Below are 20316 nucleotides of genomic sequence, written 5' to 3' on the forward strand. Positions count from 1 at the left end.
AAAAACCGACCATGCCAGTTAAAAACTGTTACCTATGTGCGTGAACTGATTTGTAACCCATGTGGGTGAGTCATACCAGCAAGCGGTTTTGCGTCCCTTTTTCCAAGAAAAAAGGGACCCGCCGTAAAGGCGGAAGGGGCCAGTAGCGCCGCTACACAAAATGGATCTCCCCCAGTCTCAATGCCCGCCCCAACAAACCAAACCAAACCAAACCTCAGCAAGCACGAATCCGCGAACAAAAAAAATGGGCGACCTAAGTCGCCCTAAATGCCTTGCGTGCCCGTGAATCCGGAAGATCAGCGCGGTTTGCGCTTACCTGAATCCTTCCAGATGAAAAGTCCTAGACCGGCAAAGAACACCAACATCAACCCGACCGTTACCACACCCGCGATAACCACATTGTCGAAGAACATGTCGGCCTCCCGTTCATGTGCCGTTGTCCGATGGATGCAAGGTATCGAATAACGTCGGGAGAAAAATTGATCGGGATCAATGGTGCCCGGGGCCGGGCACACGAGGCGGGTGCAGGATTGACCTGCGTCAAGGTTCAGCGCTTCTTCGGCTTGCCCTTGGGTTTCTTTTTCTTCGAGGTGCCGAGCGGCATCGCCTGCTCAAAGGCCTGCCGCACCTCGTTGAGGCGTTTTTCCTTCAGGTCGTGGATACGCTTGGCGCGTTCGGCATCGAAGTCGATGAGGTTGTCTTGGCTCATGGGTGGGCTCGACGATCAGCTGAGAGATGCATCATGCAGCCAGGCGACGGCCGTGACCAGCCCCGCTTCAGACTTCGATGTCGACCAGCAACCCCTGACGGACATGCTCACCCATCAGCGGCGCGACCGGTACAGTGTTGTCGGCATTGACCTCGTCCCCCGGCACCGCACTGTAGCGTTCCTCGTCAGCCTTGGTGTTGCGCCGCTGTTGTCGGCGCTGCTCGTCGCGCAGCAACAGCGCCTGCTCCTGCGGATCACGCTGGTGCTTGAGATCGATGGCGGTGTCGCCGGAGGCTGGCTGCGCAGGCACCACCGGCTTGATGTCCGGGGTGGGCTTGACCGGGTCTTGCTGAGAGGTAACGGGCACGGCACTGAGCGGAAGGATCGGCGGCAGCATGATGGTTCTCCTGTGCCCACTGTATCGGCCGGCCCACATCCGCCTTGAGCAGCGATGGATGAGGATGTGCGGGCGATCACAGCCCCATGGTTTGAATATCGCTATTCGGCTTCGTCGGTTGACTCGTCCTCGGCAGCAGGGCTGGCCTCGCTCCATGGCCGCTTATAGATCCGCTGCCAGACATCGTTCAGGTGATCGCGCACGTACTGCGGTGCGTTCTTCAGCGAGGCGCTGTCTTCGCGGTCTCCGCCGATCGGCTCCTCGCCGGCGGGGGTTATCAACGACTGGCCGGTAATGGTGTAGCTGTCCTGACCTTCACGCATTTCGATGGCGATATCGTGCGGCTCGATGCCACCTCCGCAGAATGCGTGGCTGGCCACCGTGACCTCGGCGACGCCGTCCTTGTCGAGGTCGGTCACATCGCTGACATCACCATAGAAGTCGACGTCCAGGTCCAGCCCCGGGCAGGAGGTCTCCTGCTCGATCTGCCAACGCGCTTTGAATGCATCGCCGTCGGAGCTGCGTGCGTAGAGGGTCGCCTTGAGCACGACCTTGTCCACGTCCTGCTCGGTCTGCGCATCGACAGCCTGGCCATCGGTGCGGCTCAGCACCAGAACCGCCTCACCGTCACGGTCACGGAAGTGCACGCTCTTGATCGGCGTCTGCACGCCCAGCACTTCCAGTTGCTCGACCGGGACCGGAGCCAGGGTCTGGAAATCCTTCTGCTCGCAGGCGCCCAGCAGCAGGAAGCTGCCCAAGCCCAGGCAGAAGCGAAACGAGCGGCGCTTGAGCGGCATGGCGGTACTGAGCCCTCATGGCAGGACGATATGACGCAATGAAACAGCTAGACTGTGGTCTTCACCACTTTGGTCTGCCCAGCCGATCCGTTAACATAGTCGGCTTTTTCATCGCGGGAGTTCAGGCAGTATGGCGCAGCAGTATCAACCGGGGCAACGCTGGATCAGCGACAGTGAAGCCGAGCTCGGCCTGGGTACCATCCTGGCCCAGGATGGCCGCCTGCTGACCGTGCTCTACCCGGCCACAGGCGACACACGCCAGTACGCCTTGCGCAATGCGCCGCTGACCCGCGTGCGCTTCTCGCCAGGTGACCAGATCACCCATTTCGAGGGCTGGAAGCTGACCGTTCGCGAAGTCGAGGATATCGACGGCCTGATGGTCTATCACGGCCTCGATGGCCAGAACCAACCCCGCACCCTGCCTGAAACCCAGCTGTCCAACTTCATCCAGTTCCGCCTGGCCAGCGACCGCCTGTTCGCCGGACAGATCGACCCGCTGTCCTGGTTCTCGCTGCGCTACAACACCCTGCAACATACCAGCAAGCAGATGCAGTCATCGTTGTGGGGGCTGGGCGGTTGCCGTGCGCAACCGATCGCCCACCAGTTGCACATTGCCCGCGAAGTCGCCGACCGTAGCGCGCCACGGGTACTGCTGGCCGACGAGGTGGGCCTGGGCAAGACCATCGAAGCCGGCCTGGTGATTCACCGCCAACTGCTGTCGGGACGCGCCAGTCGGGTGCTGATCCTGGTACCGGAAAACCTCCAGCACCAATGGTTGGTTGAGATGCGCCGGCGCTTCAACCTGCAGGTCGCGCTGTTCGATGCCGAACGTTTCATCGAGAGCGATGCCAGCAATCCGTTCGAGGATGCCCAACTGGCCCTCGTCGCCCTGGAGTGGCTGGTCGACGATGACAAGGCCCAGGACGCGCTGTTCGCTGCCGGTTGGGACCTGATGGTGGTCGATGAAGCCCACCACCTGGTGTGGCACGAGGAACAGGCCAGCGCCGAGTACGCCCTGGTCGAGCAATTGGCCGAAGTCATTCCTGGCGTGTTACTGCTCACCGCTACCCCTGAACAGCTCGGCCAGGACAGCCACTTCGCGCGCCTGCGCCTGCTCGACCCCAATCGTTTCCATGACCTGGCAGCATTCCGAGCCGAGAGCGAACACTACCGCCCGGTCGCCGAAGCCGTGCAGGAACTGCTCGACGAGGGCCGCCTGTCACCCACCGCCCATGCCACCATCCAGGGGTTCCTGGGCGCCGAGGGCGAAGCCCTGCTGGCTGCGGTCAGCGACGGTGACAGCCAGGCCAGCGCGCGCCTGGTGCGCGAACTGCTCGACCGCCACGGCACCGGCCGCGTGCTGTTCCGCAACACCCGTGCGGCGGTCCAGGGCTTTCCCGAGCGCAACCTGCACCCCTACCCCCTGGCCAACCCTGAGCAGTACCGCGACCTGCCTGCCGGCGAGCACGCCGAGCTGTACCCGGAAGTTGCCTTCCAGGCCCAGGGCGAGAGCAGCGACGAGGAGCGCTGGTGGCGTTTCGACCCGCGCGTCGACTGGTTGATCGACACTCTGAAAATGCTCAAGCGCACCAAGGTCCTGGTGATTTGCGCCCACGCCGAGACCGCCATGGACCTGGAAGACGCTCTGCGCGTGCGTTCGGGCATCCCGGCCACGGTCTTCCACGAGGGCATGAGCATCCTCGAGCGTGACCGCGCTGCGGCCTACTTCGCCGACGAAGAGTTCGGTGCCCAGGTGCTGATCTGCTCCGAAATCGGCAGTGAAGGGCGCAACTTCCAGTTCGCCCACCACTTGGTGATGTTCGACCTGCCGGCTCATCCAGACCTGCTCGAACAGCGTATCGGTCGCCTCGACCGTATTGGCCAGAAACACACCATCGAGTTGCACGTGCCCTACCTGCAGGACAGCCCGCAACAACGCCTGTTCCAGTGGTACCACGATGGCCTCAACGCCTTCCTCAATACCTGCCCGACCGGCAACGCCCTGCAGCACCAGTTCGGCCCGCGTCTGCTGCCGATGCTCGAAGGCGGCGATGACAAGGTCTGGGATGCCCTGGTCGCCGAAGCGCGCGGTGAACGTGAGCGCCTCGAAGCCGAGCTGCACAGTGGCCGCGATCGCCTGCTGGAGCTCAACTCCGGGGGCGCCGGCGAAGGTCAGGCGCTGGTCGAGGCGATCCTCGAGCAGGACGATCAGTTCGCGCTGCCGATCTATATGGAAACCCTGTTCGACGCCTTCGGTATCGATAGCGAAGACCACTCGGAAAACGCCCTGATCCTCAAGCCAAGCGAAAAGATGCTCGATGCCAGCTTCCCGCTCGGCGACGATGAAGGCGTGACCATCACCTACGACCGGGCTCAGGCCCTGTCACGCGAAGACATGCAGTTCCTGACCTGGGAGCACCCGATGGTCCAAGGCGGCATGGACCTCGTGCTGTCCGGTTCGATGGGCAACACCGCCGTTGCACTGATCAAGAACAAGGCCCTCAAACCCGGCACCGTATTGCTCGAGTTGCTGTTCGTCAGCGAGGTGGTGGCGCCACGCAGCCTGCAACTGGGTCGCTACCTGCCGCCTGCGGCGCTGCGTTGCCTGCTCGATGCCAACGGCAATGACCTCGCTGGGCGGGTGGCATTCGAAACGCTCAACGACCAGCTCGAAAGCGTCCCACGGGCCAGCGCCAACAAGTTCGTCCAGGCTCAACGCGATGTGCTGGCCACACGTATCAGCGGCGGTGAGGCGAAGATCATGCCGACCCACGTCGAGCGGGTTGCCGAAGCCAAACGTCGCCTGGCGGCCGAAGCCGATGAGGAACTGGCACGCCTGACTGCGCTCAAGGCGGTCAACCCGAGCGTACGTGACAGCGAAATCGAAGCGTTGCGCAAGCAGCGTGAGGATGGCCTGGCGATGCTGGAAAAAGCCGCCCTGCGCCTGGAAGCGATTCGCGTACTGGTTGCAGGCTGATCCTGCTCACCCCCGCGCCGGGCAACCGTCGCGGGGTATGGCTCGCTTAGAACCACGAGTCAGCAGGAAAATAACCAATTTATATAAAGCATTATGCCATTAGCACGACACGGTTGATTTTGCCTTCCTATACTGCCTCTGCAACCGTCATGCACCCGCGACGAAGAGGCACTCAATGGAATGGCTGGGACTGCACCTTTTCGCTGAACTCCCGGCCACCGCTCGGCTGATCCTCGATTGTCGCCACGACCCCCTCCTCTTGGTGGTGGCCTACGGTGTCGCTATCGCTGCCTGTTTTGCCACCCTCGACATGGCCGAACGCCAATCCCAAGGCGAGGACCCCAGCGCCCATCGACGCTGGCGGTTACTGGGCGCCTGCTGCCTGGCTGGGGGCATCTGGGCGATGCATTTCATCAGCATGCTGGCGTTCCAGGCACCTTTGGAAATCCACTACGACGTCTCGTTGACTGGCCTTTCCCTGCTGATCGCACTGCTTGCCGCCTGGCTGGCGATGAACAGCCTGGACCGTCAGCACATGCAGCCACGCCATTTCCTGCAGGGTGCCATTCTCATCGGGCTGGGCATCGTGATCATGCACTTTGTCGGCATGGCCGCGCTGCAGACCAGCGCCCAACAGCATTACCATGCCGGCTTGCTGGTGGCCTGTCTGACTATCGCCATTCTCACCGGCCTCGCCGCACTGCTGATGGCCCGAAGCCTGAGCAAGGGCGATGGCACTCGACACCTGCTGCTCAAAATCGGCGCCAGTGTGCTGATAGCCAGCGGCATCGTGGCCACTCATTTCACCGGCATGGCGGCCATGACCCTGGTGCTGCCGGAGAACACACCGTTGAGCCTGGCGTCGACTGACAATCGCCTGCAGTTGGGCCTGACCATCGCCCTGATCGCCTTGCTGGTCAGCGCCAGTAGTCTCAGCGCGGCCTTGGCCGACAAGAAACTGCAAAGCAAAGAGCACGACCTGCGGCGGGTCAACACCCTACTCAACCAACTGGACCAGGCTCGTGCCCAGTTGCAGCAAGCGGCTCACTATGACGCTCTGACCAACCTCCTCAACCGCCGGGGGTTCAACCAGGTGTTCGCCGAATACCTGGCCGAAAAGGCCAGCGACGGCAATCGTATGGCAGTGATGTTTCTCGACATCGACCATTTCAAGCGCATCAACGACAGCCTCGGTCACGCCGCCGGTGACGAACTGCTGAAGGTGATCGCCGACCATATCAAGGCCGCCACGCGCAATCAGGACCTGGTGGCACGCCTGGGTGGCGACGAGTTCTGCGTGGTTACCCGCCTCAAGGGCCGAGACGAAGCCCGGCACCTGGCGCAGCGCATCATGCAACGGATGAAGGATCCCATCGACCTGGGTGGCCGGCGCATGGTCATGACCACCAGCATCGGCATCAGTATGTACCCCGACGATGGCCAGACCGCGCTTGAGCTGCTCAAGCATGCTGACCTCGCGCTGTACCAGTCCAAGGGTGCGGGACGCAACAGCCTGAACTTCTTCGACAGCGGCCTGCGCAGTCGCGCCAGCCTGGAACTGCAACTGGAAGAGGAACTACGTGTTGCCCTGCTTGAAGAACGCGGTCTGTGCGTGCACTACCAGCCGATCTACAGTCTGGCCACCGGCCAGGTCGCCAAGTTCGAGGCGCTGGTGCGCTGGCAACATCCGCAGCACGGTCTGCTCGGACCTGACCGTTTCATTGGCATCGCCGAGGCCAACGGCCTGATCGCCGACCTTGACCTGTGGGTACTGCGGCGCGCCTGCGAAGACTTGGCCCAACTCGTCGACCAGGGCTATACCGAGCTCAAGGTCACGGTCAATTGCTCGGCTCTGACCTTGGGCCACGACACATTGGCCAGCGATGTGCAGATGGCGCTGCTGCAGGCTGGCCTGGGCGCCCAGCATCTGGAGCTGGAGGTCACGGAAAACGCCCTGATGGGCGATATCGTGCGGACCATCAACCTGCTCAAACGCATCCGCGTGATGGGCGTGGGGCTGTCGATCGACGATTTCGGCACCGGCTATTCGTCATTGGCGTATCTCAAGCGCCTGCCGCTGGACGTACTGAAGATCGACCGTTCGTTTCTTCAGGACGTACCAGACAATCAGAAGGACCGCGAGATCGTCCAGGCCATCATCATCATGGCTCATACCCTGCACTTGAAAGTGGTCAGCGAGGGCGTCGAGACCCTTGCTCAGCATGCCTTTCTCGCCGACCACGGCTGTGACTACCTGCAGGGTTACCTGCTCAGCCGACCACTGCCCTTGGCCGAACTACGGCCGTTTCTCGAGTCGATCGAGCGCCAAGATCCGTTCACTGCGGGTCGCGGTACAACCCCACCAGGGTCGCCGGGTCTTTCTCCAGGAAGCCCTGGCTGCCGTGCAAACGCATCAGTTGCGCAGCAAGGCCGCTGATCGGTGTCGCCGAGCCCTGCTCACGGGAAAACTTCACGGCGCTATCCAGGTCCTTGAGCAAGGTGCGCACATGCCACTTGATCGGTTCGAAGCGGCTTTCGGCCATCTGAGGGGCGAGAATCTGCAGCGGCCTGGAGTCAGCGAAACCACCTGCCAACGCCTCGGCGATCTGGCTCGCATCCACCCCGGAGCGCTCGGCCAGCGCCACCACCTCGGCGATCACCAACGCATTGCAGGCCACGATCATCTGGTTGCAGGCCTTGGTCACCTGCCCTGCGCCCACCCCTCCCATGTGCGTCACCCGCTGGCCAAGCACCTCCAGCACCGGGCGTGCCCGGGCCAGGTCGCCCGCCTCGCCACCGACCATGATCGCCAAGCTGCCGGCCTCGGCACCGGCAGTACCGCCTGACACGGGCGCGTCCACCCAAGCCATGCCGCAGAGGACGGCCAGTTCTGCGGCCATTTCCCGAGTCGCGGTCGGCTCCAGGCTTGAGAGGTCCACCAGCAACTGCCCACTGCGCCCACCCCGGGCCACGCCCTGCTCACCGAACACAACCTCCCGTACCACTGCCGTGTCGGCCAGGCACAGCAACACCATGTCGCTGTCGCGGCTCAGCTCGGCCGGGCTGCCGGCCAGACGGGCGCCGGCGGCCACCAGCGCGGCGCATTTCTCCGGGCTGCGGTTCCATACAGTCAGGGGATAACCGGCGGCCAACAGCCGGCGGCACATCGGCAAGCCCATCAGACCGATCCCGGCGAACCCCAGTGAAGGCAGTGCAGTACTCATGAACGACTCCAGTCAGAAGATTAAAGAAGCGCGGCTTTTTGACGATGCAATGCCGGTGCGATGGAAAAGACTTAGAAAGAAGTCAGGCAAACCCCTATCGCGTCCGTGAAAGGCGCACTGCTACAGTCGCCGAGTTATCCATGATGGCCAGATGACACCCTGTCCGACAGCCAACCACCCAGGCAAATGGCGCACTATGACCTCTAAGAACATTTCTGCCAATGCGCTCTCCGAGTCGTCGGTTCCGTTCACCTCGCCCAGCACTGGCACTGTGACGCAAGCACTGCCCATGCGCGCCAACCAGCCGGGGCAGTACCTGTATTTCACCGAACCGGATATCCAGCGCATCCTCGACAACCTCGACGGCCTGCGCGACATGGTATTCCCGCAGAACCTGCACATCGAAGACGAAAGCCAGCTGCGCCTGGAGCAGCAGTTTCCCTCGGTGTGCCTGATCGGCCTCGGCCGGTGTGGCTCGAACATCGCGTTGGACGTGGCCGAGTTGGTCTACAACGCCCGCACCTTCTTCCTCAACGAGTTCAACAACGAGGATCGCAACCGCGCCGAATCCGGATACAGCCCTGCACGCTGGATCCGACAGAACCTGCGACTGGTGCAGAACAAGGGCGTCAAACCGGTGTTTCTGGTCGAGCCCCTGGTGATGCTGGGTGACCTGGACAAGGATATCGCCGGGCGCATCCGTTTCTCGCGCAAAGGGGAACGTGGTGGTTTTTTGCGCGACTACAGCAAGATGAAGATCATGGACCTGTCCGAGGTGCATGCCGGAGGCGCCGGTAACGCCCCGATTCTCGGCCAGTACCTGGCCAAGATCATCCTCAACAAGGACACCCAGCGGTTCTCCAGCAGCGACTGGAAATTGATTCACTCGTACCTGATCGACTCCTGCGGCATCAAGGCCAACCAGTCGCGCCTGTATTTCTACATCTTCAGTGCCGGCGGCGGCACGGGCTCGGGCATGGCCTCGGAATTCGGTCTGGCCCAGCAGTACTCCTACATGAACAAGACCTTCGACACCAAGCCAGTCGAGGAAAACGATGGCAAGAGCGGGCATTCTTTCGTTTTCGAGCCGATCTTCACCAGCGGTATCTGCGTGCTACCCAATGCCTCGGACCACCGCAGCGAGATGTCCGAAGCACTGCACATCAACGCCGGGCGGCTGCTGTGCAAATACCTGTCTGAAGAGTGGGACTTCTCCTACAACTTCGACAACGAAGACAGCAGCGAAGCCAGTGTGATGGGGCGCATCCGACCTTGGAACGCGATGATGCTGATCTCCAACGACATCATGCGTTACGCCGAGGAAAGCGACGACGGCACGATCCACAACATCGACGTCAACGCCATGGAAAAACACGCCAACCAGTACATTTCCCAGCAGATCTTCAACATTCTCACCGCCCAGGCGGTGACCACCGATTACGACCAGAACTATTTCCGACGTGCAGGCATCGACATCGGCGAAACCATTCGCCTGGATGCCAACGACCTGTTCATGAGTCTGGCCGGCCCGGTGGCCATTGCCTATGCCGAGTCGGTGGTGCCGGAGATTCCAGCGCAGGGTTCGGACAAGTTCAAGGTATTCGAACGAGAGATGCCACGCCTGGACATCGACGACCTGTTCCTGCGTTCGATCGATCTACCGCACTTCAACAAGCAGACCCAGGCAATCGAAGGCATCAGCTTGCTGCCGATCGAGTCGCGTCGCTACCGCGCAGCCCTGGAGCAGTACAAGGCGTCAGGCTATGACGCTGCCGCCCTGCACGACCTGCATTTCTTCAAGAATTGCTCCTCGGTGGTGTCGATCGTCTCGCTGCCCAAGGATTACAAGCTGTCGTACATGGACCTGAACCGGTTGAAGACGCACCTCAACAGCCTGTTCCCCAACACCACGCTCAAACGCTACGCGTTGGTCATCGGCGCCTCGGCGAATCTTTCGCTGACAACGCTGATCGCCAAGAGCCCGTGCCTGTCGGACGACTTCCTGACGCTGATCGTGGCGTTCATCAAGCGCTGCTTCGCACGCACGCCCTACCGCTTCGATGACACCCTGGACAACGCCATTCTCGAGTTCATCACCAGCGAGCACTTCGATGAAGCTCGCATCGACGACCTGCTCAACGAGTTCGAGAACCCGGCCAAGATCCTCGATACCAATTGGTACGCGATCAAGCCGATGTACGAGAAGAAGTACCGGGAACTGATCAACGACAAGAGCCGCTTCGTGTCGATCAACGACATCCGTCTGTCACGCGAATGCGTGAAGAAAGCGGTCAAATACCTGCGCGAGATCTTCCGCCACCGCATCGGCAAAACCCGGGTGATTTCCCTGAACAACCATACCGGACGGGTCGACTACTGAAAGCCTGGGGCTGCGGGCAGCCCCATTACGCATGCCGTAAACTGTTACCGCCACGCCGAATTGTTACCGGGCTCCACCCCTCTTGAGCGCTATCAAGCACCGAAATGGGGCAGATGCACATTTTCGCGCAGCGCTCACGGCGCCTTGGCTCAAGCGGTCTTCGCCTGAATCACGATGAACGGCGAGACCACCACCGCCCAGATCTCTGGATCGCGGGTTTGCAGGTCGAGCGCCTGCTCCGCGGTGACCGGCCCGACAGTGCCATCATCGCGCCACTTGGCGAAGATCTCGCTGCGATTCTCGGCCATCACCTCAGCAACCTCGATGAGATCCAGGGAAGGGTCGACCCAAATCAAGTCGCCTTTGGCCCAGAAACGCTCCAGTGCCTTCCACTCGATGGTGGCCGTCTCGCCAAGCAACTTGGCATAGAGGGTGCTTGTTTGATCAGTCATGGGTTGTCTACCGCAGAAATCCGCCAATGAAAGGGTCGGCATTTTTGCAGAAAAACCCGGTTTCAAATATGTAATTTGGTCGATTGGCCCCGATTTTGTGGGCCGCTGCAAAAGTTAAAGGCAAATTGATGGCGCCTTTTCATATCTTTGTGTCGACCAAGCGACAAGCCCGGAACTTGGCACTTTTGGCCCGCTTTTCAAGGGCTCGAAGACGGCTCTACACTGTACCGGTACAGTTCCGGGACCTGTTTCGGGAAAGTCGGGTATGCGGCATGGCGTGGCCACTGTCGATATCCCGATCGGTCTGTAGACCTGGCTGCCAGGACTCTAAGAATTACAACAGAATGAGTGGAGCATTATGATCAAGATTTCCAAGCTGTTCGCCGCAATGGTACTGGCCGGAGTCGCCAGCCATTCGTTTGCCGCCGATACCATCAAGATCGGCATCGCCGGCCCGAAGACAGGGCCTGTGACCCAGTACGGCGACATGCAGTTCATCGGTGCCAAGCAGGCCATCAAGGACATCAACGCCAAGGGCGGCGTAGACGGCAAGAAACTCGAAGCCGTTGAATACGACGACGCTTGCGACCCTAAACAGGCCGTGGCGGTCGCCAACAAAGTGGTCAACGACGGCGTCAAGTTCGTCATCGGCCACCTGTGCTCCAGCTCTACCCAGCCAGCATCCGACATCTACGAAGACGAAGGCGTGATCATGATCACCCCGGCGGCCACCTCGCCGGAAATCACCGCCCGTGGCTACAAACTGATCTTCCGCACCATCGGTCTGGACAGTGCCCAGGGCCCAGCGGCCGGCAACTACATCGCCGACTTCGTCAAGCCGAAGGTCGTCGCCGTTCTGCACGACAAGCAGCAGTACGGTGAAGGCATCGCCACGGCGGTCAAGCAGACCCTCGAGAAGAAAGGCACCAAGGTTGCCGTCTTCGAAGGCCTGAACGCCGGTGACAAGGACTTCTCCTCGATCATCCAGAAGCTCAAGCAGAACAATGTCGACTTCGTCTACTACGGCGGCTATCACCCGGAGCTGGGCCTGATCCTGCGCCAAGCCCAGGAAAAAGGTCTGAAAGCCAAGTTCATGGGCCCAGAGGGCGTGGGTAACGACTCGATCTCGCAGATCGCCCAGAATGCCTCCGAAGGCCTGCTGGTCACCCTGCCGAAGTCGTTCGACGCCGACCCCGAGAACAAGGCCATCGTCGATGCCATCAAGGCCGACGGCAAGGACCCAAGCGGCCCGTTCGTGTTCCCGGCCTACTCGGCGGTGGAACTGATCGCCAAAGGTATCGAAGCGGCCAAGTCCGAGGACACCGACAAGGTCGCCGAGGCGATCCATGCCGGCACCTTCAAGACCCCGACCGGCAACCTGTCGTTCGACGAGAAAGGCGACCTGAAGGACTTCAAGTTCGTTGTCTACGAATGGCACTTCGGCAAGCCGAAGACCGAAGTATCCCCTCAGTAACTGCGTGACTAATAGCTGACCGAGAAGCCCACTGTGCGAGCAGTGGGCTTTGTTTTACGAGGTTCATGGACCTGCGCCCGCGATCCGGGAGCCGGTTCACCTGAAAATCTTAAAACCGTCACCCGCGGTTTCCTGGCCGTGCCCTGCCATCGTTGCAAAGACCACGAGGCAGCCCACAGGGGTCACCCCCCGCCAGTGAAATGCAAATCAGGTTTTTAGGAGCGCTGTAATGCCTGAGATCTACCATTTCTTCCAACAACTGGTTAATGGATTGACCATCGGCAGCACCTACGCCTTGATCGCCATCGGCTATACGATGGTGTACGGCATCATCGGCATGATCAACTTCGCCCACGGCGAGGTGTACATGATCGGTTCCTACGTGGCTTTCATCGCCCTCGCCGGCCTGGCCATGATGGGTATCCACTCATTGCCGATCCTCATGACGGTCGCGTTCGTCGCGACGATCTTCGTCACCAGTGCCTACGGCTACAGCATCGAACGGGTTGCCTACCGCCCCTTGCGCAACAGCAATCGTCTGATCCCGCTGATCTCCGCCATCGGCATGTCGATCTTCCTGCAGAATACCGTTCTGCTTTCGCAGGACTCCAAGGACAAATCCATCCCCAACCTGATCCCGGGAAGCTTCTCCTTCGGCCCGGGCGGCGCGGAGGAAGTGCTGGTGTCCTACATGCAGATCCTGGTGTTCGTGGTCACCCTGGTGGCCATGACCTGCCTGACCCTGTTCATCTCCCGGTCCCGTCTGGGGCGCGCGTGCCGTGCCTGTGCCGAGGACATCAAGATGGCCAACCTGCTGGGCATCAACACCAACAACATCATCGCCCTGACCTTCGTCATCGGCGCCGCGCTGGCGGCGGTGGCTGCTGTGCTGCTGAGCATGCAGTACGGCGTGATCAACCCCAACGCCGGCTTCCTGGTGGGCCTCAAGGCCTTCACCGCGGCGGTATTGGGCGGCATCGGCAGCATCCCGGGCGCCATGCTCGGCGGGCTGGTGCTGGGCGTGGCCGAAGCGTTCGGCGCCGACGTCTTCGGCGACCAGTACAAGGATGTAGTGGCCTTCGGTCTTTTGGTTCTTGTCCTGCTGTTCCGGCCGACCGGCATCCTGGGCCGTCCGGAGGTTGAAAAAGTATGAACAGAAATCTTAAACAGGCGTTCTTCAGCGCCTTGCTGGTCTGGGCTGTGGCGTTTCCGGTGCTGGGTCTGAAACTGAGCATCGACGGCATCAGCCTGGTCGTGCACAGCCAGGGCTCCTTCACCATCGGCATCATCGCCGTGTGTTCGCTGCTGATGTTCCTGCGGGTATTGTTCGACCGCCAATGGAGCGCGGTGATGGGCCGCCGCTCGGATCGCAAGCTGATCCCGCCGGCGGTGTCCAACTATCTGACTCTGCCGAAAACCCAGCGCTATGTGATCATCGGCCTGATCGTCGCAGCACTGGTGTGGCCGTTCTTCGGCTCGCGCGGGGCGGTCGACATCGCCACCTTGATCCTGATCTACGTGCTGCTGGGCCTGGGCCTGAACATCGTGGTCGGTCTGGCGGGCCTGCTCGACCTGGGTTATGTCGGCTTCTATGCCGTCGGCGCCTACAGCTACGCGATGCTCTCGCATTACCTGGGTTGGAGCTTCTGGGTCTGCCTGCCGATCGCCGGCCTGATGGCCGCCACGTTCGGCTTCCTGCTCGGCTTCCCGGTGCTGCGTCTGCGCGGTGACTACCTGGCGATCGTGACCCTCGGCTTCGGCGAGATCATCCGTCTGTTCCTGCGCAACCTCACCGACTGGACCGGCGGTCCCAACGGCATCAGCAACATCCCCAAGCCAGAGCTGTTCGGCCTGACCTTCGAGCGCCGTGCTGCAGAAGGGATGCAGACCTTCCATGAGTTCTTCGGGCTGCAGTACAACTCGATCAACAAGGTCATCTTCCTCTACCTGGTGGCCCTGCTGCTGGCCCTGCTGGCGCTGTTCGTGATCAACCGGCTGCTGCGCATGCCGATCGGTCGCGCCTGGGAAGCCTTGCGCGAAGACGAGATCGCCTGCCGCGCATTGGGCCTGAACCCTACCGTGATCAAGCTCTCGGCATTCACCCTGGGCGCCTGCTTCGCCGGTTTCGCCGGCAGCTTCTTCGCCGCGCGCCAGGGCCTGGTGACGCCGGAGTCGTTCACCTTCATCGAGTCGGCGATCATCCTTGCCATCGTCGTGCTCGGCGGCATGGGTTCGCAACTGGGCGTGATTCTCGCGGCCATCGTGATGATCCTGCTGCCAGAGCTGATGCGTGAGTTCAGCGAATACCGGATGCTGATGTTCGGTGCGCTGATGGTGTTGATGATGATCTGGCGTCCGCAAGGCCTGCTGCCTATGCAACGTCCCCATATGGAGCTGCGTCGATGAGCCGCGAAATTCTGCAAGTCAGCGGCCTGAGCATGCGCTTCGGCGGCTTGTTGGCGGTCAACGGCGTGGGCCTGACCGTCAAGGAAAAACAGGTGGTCGCGCTGATCGGCCCGAACGGCGCCGGCAAGACCACTGTGTTCAACTGCCTGACCGGCTTCTACAAGCCCAGCGGCGGTACCATCCTGCTCGATGGTCAACCGATCCAGGGGCTGGCCGGCCACCAGATCGCCCGCAAAGGCGTGGTACGGACTTTCCAGAACGTACGCCTGTTCAAGGAAATGACCGCGGTGGAGAACCTGCTGATCGCCCAGCACCGCCACCTGAACACCAACTTCTTCGCCGGCCTGTTCAAGACCCCGGGCTTTCGCCGCAGCGAGAAGGAAGCGATGGAGCGCGCCCAGTATTGGCTGGAGAAGGTCAACCTGACCGAGTTCGCCAACCGCACCGCCGGTACCCTCGCCTATGGCCAGCAGCGCCGCCTGGAAATCGCCCGCTGCATGATGACCCAACCGCGCATCATCATGCTCGACGAACCGGCTGCCGGCCTGAACCCGAAGGAGACGGAAGACCTCAAGGCTCTGATCGCCTACCTGCGTGAATCCCATGACGTCACCGTGCTGCTGATCGAGCACGACATGAAGCTGGTGATGAGCATTTCCGACCATATCGTCGTCATCAACCAGGGCACGCCCCTGGCCGACGGCACACCGGAGCAGATTCGCGACAATCCTGATGTGATCAAGGCTTACCTGGGGGAAGCGTAAATGCTGAAGTTCGAGAACGTTTCCACTTTCTACGGCAAGATCCAGGCGCTGCACAGCGTCAACGTGGAAATCAACCAGGGCGAGATCGTCACCCTGATCGGTGCCAATGGGGCCGGCAAGTCGACCCTGCTGATGACCCTCTGTGGCTCGCCGCAGGCGCACAGTGGCAGCATCAAGTACCTGGGTGAAGAACTGGTCGGCCAGCCCTCCTCGCACATCATGCGCAAGAGCATCGCCGTGGTTCCCGAGGGCCGCCGCGTGTTCGCCCGCCTGACCGTCGAAGAGAACCTGGCCATGGGTGGGTTCTTCACCGACAAGGGCGACTACCAGGAGCAACTGGACAAGGTCCTGCAGCTGTTCCCGCGGCTGAAGGAACGTTATCTGCAACGTGGCGGCACCATGTCCGGCGGTGAGCAACAGATGCTGGCCATCGGCCGCGCGCTGATGAGCAAACCCAAGTTGCTTCTGCTCGACGAACCGTCGCTGGGACTGGCGCCGATCATCATCCAGCAGATCTTCGACATCATCGAACAGTTGCGCCGCGATGGCGTGACGGTGTTCCTGGTGGAGCAGAACGCCAACCAGGCGTTGAAGATCGCCGACCGGGCCTATGTGCTGGAGAATGGCAAGGTGGTGATGCAGGGCACTGGCGAGGCCTTGCTGACCGATCCGAAAGTGCGCGACGCGTACCTGGGCGGTTGATGTGAAAAAGGCCTTCGGGCCTTTTTTTAATGTCTGTCGTAAGGTATTTGGCGTCTGTGAGATCGAGCGCCGCTGCACTTGCGAAGCGAACACCAAGACAAAAAGCGGAAAGGGCCACAGGACCAGTGCACTCAACCGAGAACTTGTGATCGGCGCCCAGCCTGAGTAACGTGGCCAGCTCTTTCGCAACAGAATGCCGGAGCCCACCATGCGCCTCACCTCTTCCCTGCTGCTCGCTGCGGCCCTGCCCCTGTTCGGTGGCTGCCAGATGCTGGCGGACAAGCCCAGCGACCCGAACATCGGTACCACGCGCATGCAGGGCGAACTGAGCGCCGGTGGCGGCCAACTGCTGTTCAAACCGTGCAATGAAAGCCGCCATTTCGTGATCAACGATGCCGCCGGCACCGGCATCCTCCAGGAAGCCGCCAACCTCGCCAAGGACGCCAACGACAAGCTGTTCGCCGACGTACGCGGACGCCTGACTGGCAGCAAGCAAGCGACTACCGACGGCCAGCTCGACGTGCGCGAACTGTATCGGCTGACCCCATCGCCACGGACCTGTGACGACCCCAATTTCAAACAGCTGACCCTGCGTGCCAGTGGCAACGAGCCGTTCTGGGCCGTAAAAGCCAGCGGCCGAGGGATGGTCATCGAACGTCCCGGCAAAGACCCGCTGCCCCTGCCGTTCCTCGAGGAACAGATCCCCGGCGGCGGCCTGACCCTGTCCAGCGAAGCCAACGGCGAGCGCGTCGAACTCTGGGTCGCTCCGCAGCGCTGCGTCGACAGCGCCACCGGCGCGGTGAACCATCTGCGCGCCGAACTGCGCATCGACGGCCAGACCATGCAAGGCTGTGGTTACTACGGCGGTGCCCGGGACAACTGATCGCCGGACGCTTTTATCCTGCCAGTCTGGGCGGCGAACAGCTTATACTTGGCGGTTTGTGTAAAGCCGCCGGCCGCCCATGGCCGGGATACTGGACCCTGCCATGCTACGAATCACCGAACTGAAGCTGCCCCTGGACCATCCCGACGAGGCGCTGCGCGAAGCCATCGTCGAGCGCCTTGGGATCCGCGACGAGCAACTGCTCGGCTTCACCCTGTTCAAGCGCAGCTACGATGCGCGCAAGAAGAACAGTGAGCTGCTGTTCATCTACACCATCGATCTCGAAACCAGCAACGAAGCCGAACTGCTGCGTAAGTTCGAAGGCGATCGCAACATCAGCGTCGCTCCGGACACCCGCTACAAGTTCGTCGGTCAGGCGCCTGAAAACCTCCAGCAACGCCCGATCGTGGTCGGTTTCGGACCCTGCGGCATCTTCGCCGGGCTACTGCTGGCGCAAATGGGCTTCAAGCCGATCATCCTCGAACGCGGCAAGGAAGTGCGCCAGCGTACCAAGGACACCTGGGGCCTGTGGCGCAAGAGCGTGCTCAACCCCGAGTCCAACGTGCAGTTCGGCGAAGGCGGTGCCGGTACTTTCTCCGACGGCAAGCTGTACAGCCAGATCAAGGATCCGCAGCACCATGGCCGCAAGGTCCTCGAAGAGTTCGTCAAGGCCGGCGCGCCGGACGAGATCCTGTATATCAACAAGCCGCACATTGGCACCTTCCGCCTCACCGGCATGGTCGAGCAGATGCGCAAGGAAATCATCGCCCTGGGCGGCGAAGTCCGTTTCCAGGAAAAGCTCACCGACCTGCTGATCGAGGACGGCCAGCTGACCGGCGTGGTACTGGAAAGTGGCGAGCAACTGTTGTCGCGCCATGTGGTCCTGGCCCTGGGCCATAGTGCCCGCGATACCTTCCGCATGCTCCATGGCAAGGGCGTGTTCATGGAGGCCAAGCCGTTCTCCATCGGTTTCCGCATCGAGCATCCGCAAACGCTGATCGACAAGGCGCGACTGGGCAAGTATGCCGGCCACCCGAAACTCGGCGCTGCCGACTATAAACTGGTGTACCACGCCAAAAACGGTCGCTCGGTCTACAGCTTCTGCATGTGCCCAGGGGGCACCGTGGTCGCTGCGACCAGCGAGCCGGGACGCGTGGTCACCAATGGCATGAGCCAGTACTCGCGTAACGAGCGCAACGCCAACTCCGGGATCGTCGTCGGCATCGACCCGGAACGCGACTACCCGGGCGGGCCGTTGGCGGGGATCGAACTGCAGGAACGCCTCGAGGCTCATGCCTACGTCATGGGCGGCAGCAACTACCAGGCACCGGCGCAACTGGTCGGCGACTTCGTTGCTGGCAAGCCGTCCACGGCGCTGGGCAGCGTCGAGCCATCGTACAAGCCGGGAGTGACCCTGGGCGACCTGGCACCGAGCCTGCCTGACTTCGCCATCGAGGCGATCCGCGAAGCGCTGCCGGCGTTCGACCGCCAGATCAAGGGTTACAACCTGCACGACGCGGTGCTGACCGGCATCGAGACGCGCACCTCCTCGCCACTGCGTATCACCCGTGGCGCGGATTACCAGAGCCTGAACCTCAAGGGGCTGTTCCCGGCGGGCGAAGGCGCTGGCTATGCCGGTGGAATCCTCTCAGCGGGTGTCGACGGCATTCGCATCGCCGAGGCCGTGGCACGGGACATGCTCGGGCTGTAAATCGACGTTGCGGCTTCTGGCCCCTCTCGCCGGCAAGCCGGCCCCTACAGATATGATGCAATCGTTGTAGGAGCCGGCCTGCCGGCGGTAGGGACGTCGACAACATCAGTAAATGTCCACCCAACTTCCGCAACTCTCCCCCTCTCCGTCCAACTGCATCTAGGCTTGCCTGAGGCCTGACCCGCCTTGCCCACCCACTCATGGAGAGCATATTGCCCGTGCGTAGCCTCCTCACCCGCTTCTTCCGGCTCGAAGCCGCCAGTGGTTTGCTGCTGATCGCTGCGGCGGTGCTCGCCCTGATCATCAACAATTCACCGCTTTCCCCGGTGTATGGCGCCCTGCTCGATATTCCGGTGGCGGTCCAGGTCGGCGCTCTGGAGATCGCCAAGCCCTTGTTGCTGTGGATCAACGACGGTCTGATGGCCCTGTTCTTCCTGCTCATCGGCCTCGAGGTCAAGCGCGAGGTGCTTGATGGCCGGCTGTCAAAACCTTCCCAGGTCATCCTCCCCGCCACCGCCGCGCTGGGCGGCATGGTGGTACCGGCGCTGATCTACTGGTTCATCAATCGCGACAACCCGGCAGCGGTGGCCGGCTGGGCGATTCCCACCGCGACCGACATCGCCTTCGCCCTCGGGGTGCTGGCCTTGCTCGGTAAACGGGTGCCGGTGTCACTGAAGCTGTTTCTCATGACCCTGGCGATCATCGACGACCTGGGGGCGATCATCGTTATCGCGCTGTTCTATTCCGATACCCTCTCAAGTGCGTCGCTGATGCTGGCCGCGGCCTGCCTGGTGATATTGCTGGCAATGAACCGTTCGGGTGTGTCCAGCTTGGGGCCGTACCTGGTGGTCGGTTTGATTCTCTGGGTGTGCGTACTCAAAAGTGGCGTACACGCCACCCTCGCCGGCGTCGCCCTGGCCCTGTGCATCCCGCTGCGTACCCGACATGCCGAAGCCTCGCCACTGCTTGCACTGGAGCACGCCCTGCAACCTTGGGTGGCCTATGTGATCCTGCCGTTGTTCGCTTTCGCCAACGCTGGCGTATCGTTGGTCGGCATGAGCCTCGACAGCTTCACCCATCCCGTGACCCTGGGCATCGCCGTCGGCCTGGTGTTGGGCAAGACCGTAGGCGTATTCGGCCTCACTTGGCTGGCGGTGAAGTTGCGACTGGCGGCGCTTCCCAGCGGTGCCAGCTGGGGGCAATTGCTGGGCGTGGCGATTCTTTGCGGTATCGGCTTCACCATGAGCCTGTTCGTGGGTTCATTGGCCTTCGAACCGGGCAGCAGTGCCTATGCTGGCATGGACCGCATGGGCATCCTGACCGGCTCGTTCTTTGCCGCGCTGATCGGCTACGGTGTCACGGCGATGGCCAGCGGCAAGCCCGATACAGACTGATGGTTCCAGGTTGGTACAGGTGTTCACACGCGGCGCTCGATCTTAC

General features: G+C 61.7%; 17 protein-coding genes. 11 read left to right on the top strand and 6 right to left on the bottom strand.

Going from position 1 to position 20316, the window contains the following annotated elements:
- Positions 1-296: 296 nt before the first annotated feature.
- The 4 genes from ccoM to E2H86_RS22805 form a co-directional block, all read right to left on the bottom strand.
- The gene (gene ccoM, locus E2H86_RS26470; RefSeq protein WP_306466606.1) at positions 297-413 is read right to left on the bottom strand and encodes a cytochrome c oxidase subunit CcoM; all 117 of its coding nucleotides are present in this window, start codon (positions 411-413) and stop codon (positions 297-299) included.
- A gap of 134 nt (positions 414-547) precedes the next feature.
- On the bottom strand, positions 548-709 hold the full coding sequence (locus tag E2H86_RS26045; protein WP_165976114.1) for a hypothetical protein: 162 nt from the start codon (positions 707-709) through the stop codon (positions 548-550).
- Between the two features lie 67 nt (positions 710-776).
- Positions 777-1106 (bottom strand): aspartate-semialdehyde dehydrogenase, encoded by a 330-nt coding sequence (locus E2H86_RS22800; protein ID WP_133331785.1) that lies wholly within the window; start codon positions 1104-1106, stop codon positions 777-779.
- Positions 1107-1207: 101 nt separating this feature from the next.
- The gene (locus E2H86_RS22805; protein WP_133331786.1) at positions 1208-1903 is read right to left on the bottom strand and encodes a M949_RS01915 family surface polysaccharide biosynthesis protein; all 696 of its coding nucleotides are present in this window, start codon (positions 1901-1903) and stop codon (positions 1208-1210) included.
- A gap of 130 nt (positions 1904-2033) precedes the next feature.
- On the opposite strand from E2H86_RS22805, the gene rapA reads away from it, so the two are divergent.
- Entirely contained in the window at positions 2034-4880 is a 2847-nt protein-coding gene (rapA, locus tag E2H86_RS22810) for an RNA polymerase-associated protein RapA (RefSeq protein ID WP_133331787.1), read from the top strand.
- Positions 4881-5055: 175 nt separating this feature from the next.
- A complete protein-coding gene (locus E2H86_RS22815; RefSeq protein ID WP_133331788.1) occupies positions 5056-7317 on the top strand; it encodes a putative bifunctional diguanylate cyclase/phosphodiesterase in 2262 nt (753 codons plus the stop codon).
- On the opposite strand, the gene E2H86_RS22820 is transcribed toward E2H86_RS22815, so the two are convergent.
- On the bottom strand, positions 7217-8104 hold the full coding sequence (locus E2H86_RS22820; RefSeq protein WP_133331789.1) for an NAD(P)-dependent oxidoreductase: 888 nt from the start codon (positions 8102-8104) through the stop codon (positions 7217-7219). The genes E2H86_RS22815 and E2H86_RS22820 overlap by 101 nt on opposite strands.
- A gap of 289 nt (positions 8105-8393) precedes the next feature.
- Between E2H86_RS22820 and E2H86_RS22825 the strand changes: the two genes are divergently transcribed.
- A complete protein-coding gene (locus tag E2H86_RS22825) occupies positions 8394-10484 on the top strand; it encodes a hypothetical protein (RefSeq protein WP_397466969.1) in 2091 nt (696 codons plus the stop codon).
- 149 nt (positions 10485-10633) lie between these two features.
- On the opposite strand, the gene E2H86_RS22830 is transcribed toward E2H86_RS22825, so the two are convergent.
- Positions 10634-10936, bottom strand: a complete 303-nt coding sequence (locus E2H86_RS22830; protein WP_133331791.1) for a DUF2288 domain-containing protein — start codon at positions 10934-10936, stop codon at positions 10634-10636.
- A 358-nt stretch (positions 10937-11294) separates the two neighbouring features.
- On the opposite strand from E2H86_RS22830, the gene E2H86_RS22840 reads away from it, so the two are divergent.
- The 8 genes from E2H86_RS22840 (at position 11295) to nhaA (ending at position 20270) form a co-directional block, all read left to right on the top strand.
- Positions 11295-12410, top strand: a complete 1116-nt coding sequence (locus tag E2H86_RS22840; RefSeq protein WP_133331792.1) for a branched-chain amino acid ABC transporter substrate-binding protein — start codon at positions 11295-11297, stop codon at positions 12408-12410.
- A gap of 229 nt (positions 12411-12639) precedes the next feature.
- Positions 12640-13563, top strand: a complete 924-nt coding sequence (gene livH, locus E2H86_RS22850; protein ID WP_133331793.1) for a high-affinity branched-chain amino acid ABC transporter permease LivH — start codon at positions 12640-12642, stop codon at positions 13561-13563.
- On the top strand, positions 13560-14816 hold the full coding sequence (locus E2H86_RS22855; protein WP_133331794.1) for a high-affinity branched-chain amino acid ABC transporter permease LivM: 1257 nt from the start codon (positions 13560-13562) through the stop codon (positions 14814-14816). Before livH ends, E2H86_RS22855 begins: the two co-directional genes overlap by 4 nt.
- Positions 14813-15580 carry a high-affinity branched-chain amino acid ABC transporter ATP-binding protein LivG gene (livG, locus tag E2H86_RS22860; protein ID WP_133331795.1) on the top strand — a complete coding sequence of 256 codons (768 nt, stop codon included), beginning with the start codon at positions 14813-14815 and terminating at the stop codon, positions 15578-15580. Before E2H86_RS22855 ends, livG begins: the two co-directional genes overlap by 4 nt.
- Positions 15581-16282 (top strand): ABC transporter ATP-binding protein, encoded by a 702-nt coding sequence (locus E2H86_RS22865; RefSeq protein WP_133331796.1) that lies wholly within the window; start codon positions 15581-15583, stop codon positions 16280-16282. It begins immediately after the preceding gene.
- A 208-nt stretch (positions 16283-16490) separates the two neighbouring features.
- Positions 16491-17165, top strand: coding sequence for a COG3650 family protein (locus E2H86_RS22870; RefSeq protein WP_133331797.1), 675 nt, complete (start codon positions 16491-16493; stop codon positions 17163-17165).
- A gap of 103 nt (positions 17166-17268) precedes the next feature.
- Positions 17269-18876 (top strand): NAD(P)/FAD-dependent oxidoreductase, encoded by a 1608-nt coding sequence (locus E2H86_RS22875; RefSeq protein ID WP_133331798.1) that lies wholly within the window; start codon positions 17269-17271, stop codon positions 18874-18876.
- Positions 18877-19076: 200 nt separating this feature from the next.
- On the top strand, positions 19077-20270 hold the full coding sequence (nhaA, locus tag E2H86_RS22880) for a Na+/H+ antiporter NhaA (RefSeq protein ID WP_133331799.1): 1194 nt from the start codon (positions 19077-19079) through the stop codon (positions 20268-20270).
- Positions 20271-20316 lie beyond the last annotated feature (46 nt).

The sequence above is a fragment of the Pseudomonas putida genome (assembly GCF_004357765.1).
Taxonomy (GTDB): Bacteria; Pseudomonadota; Gammaproteobacteria; order Pseudomonadales; family Pseudomonadaceae; genus Aquipseudomonas; species Aquipseudomonas putida_U.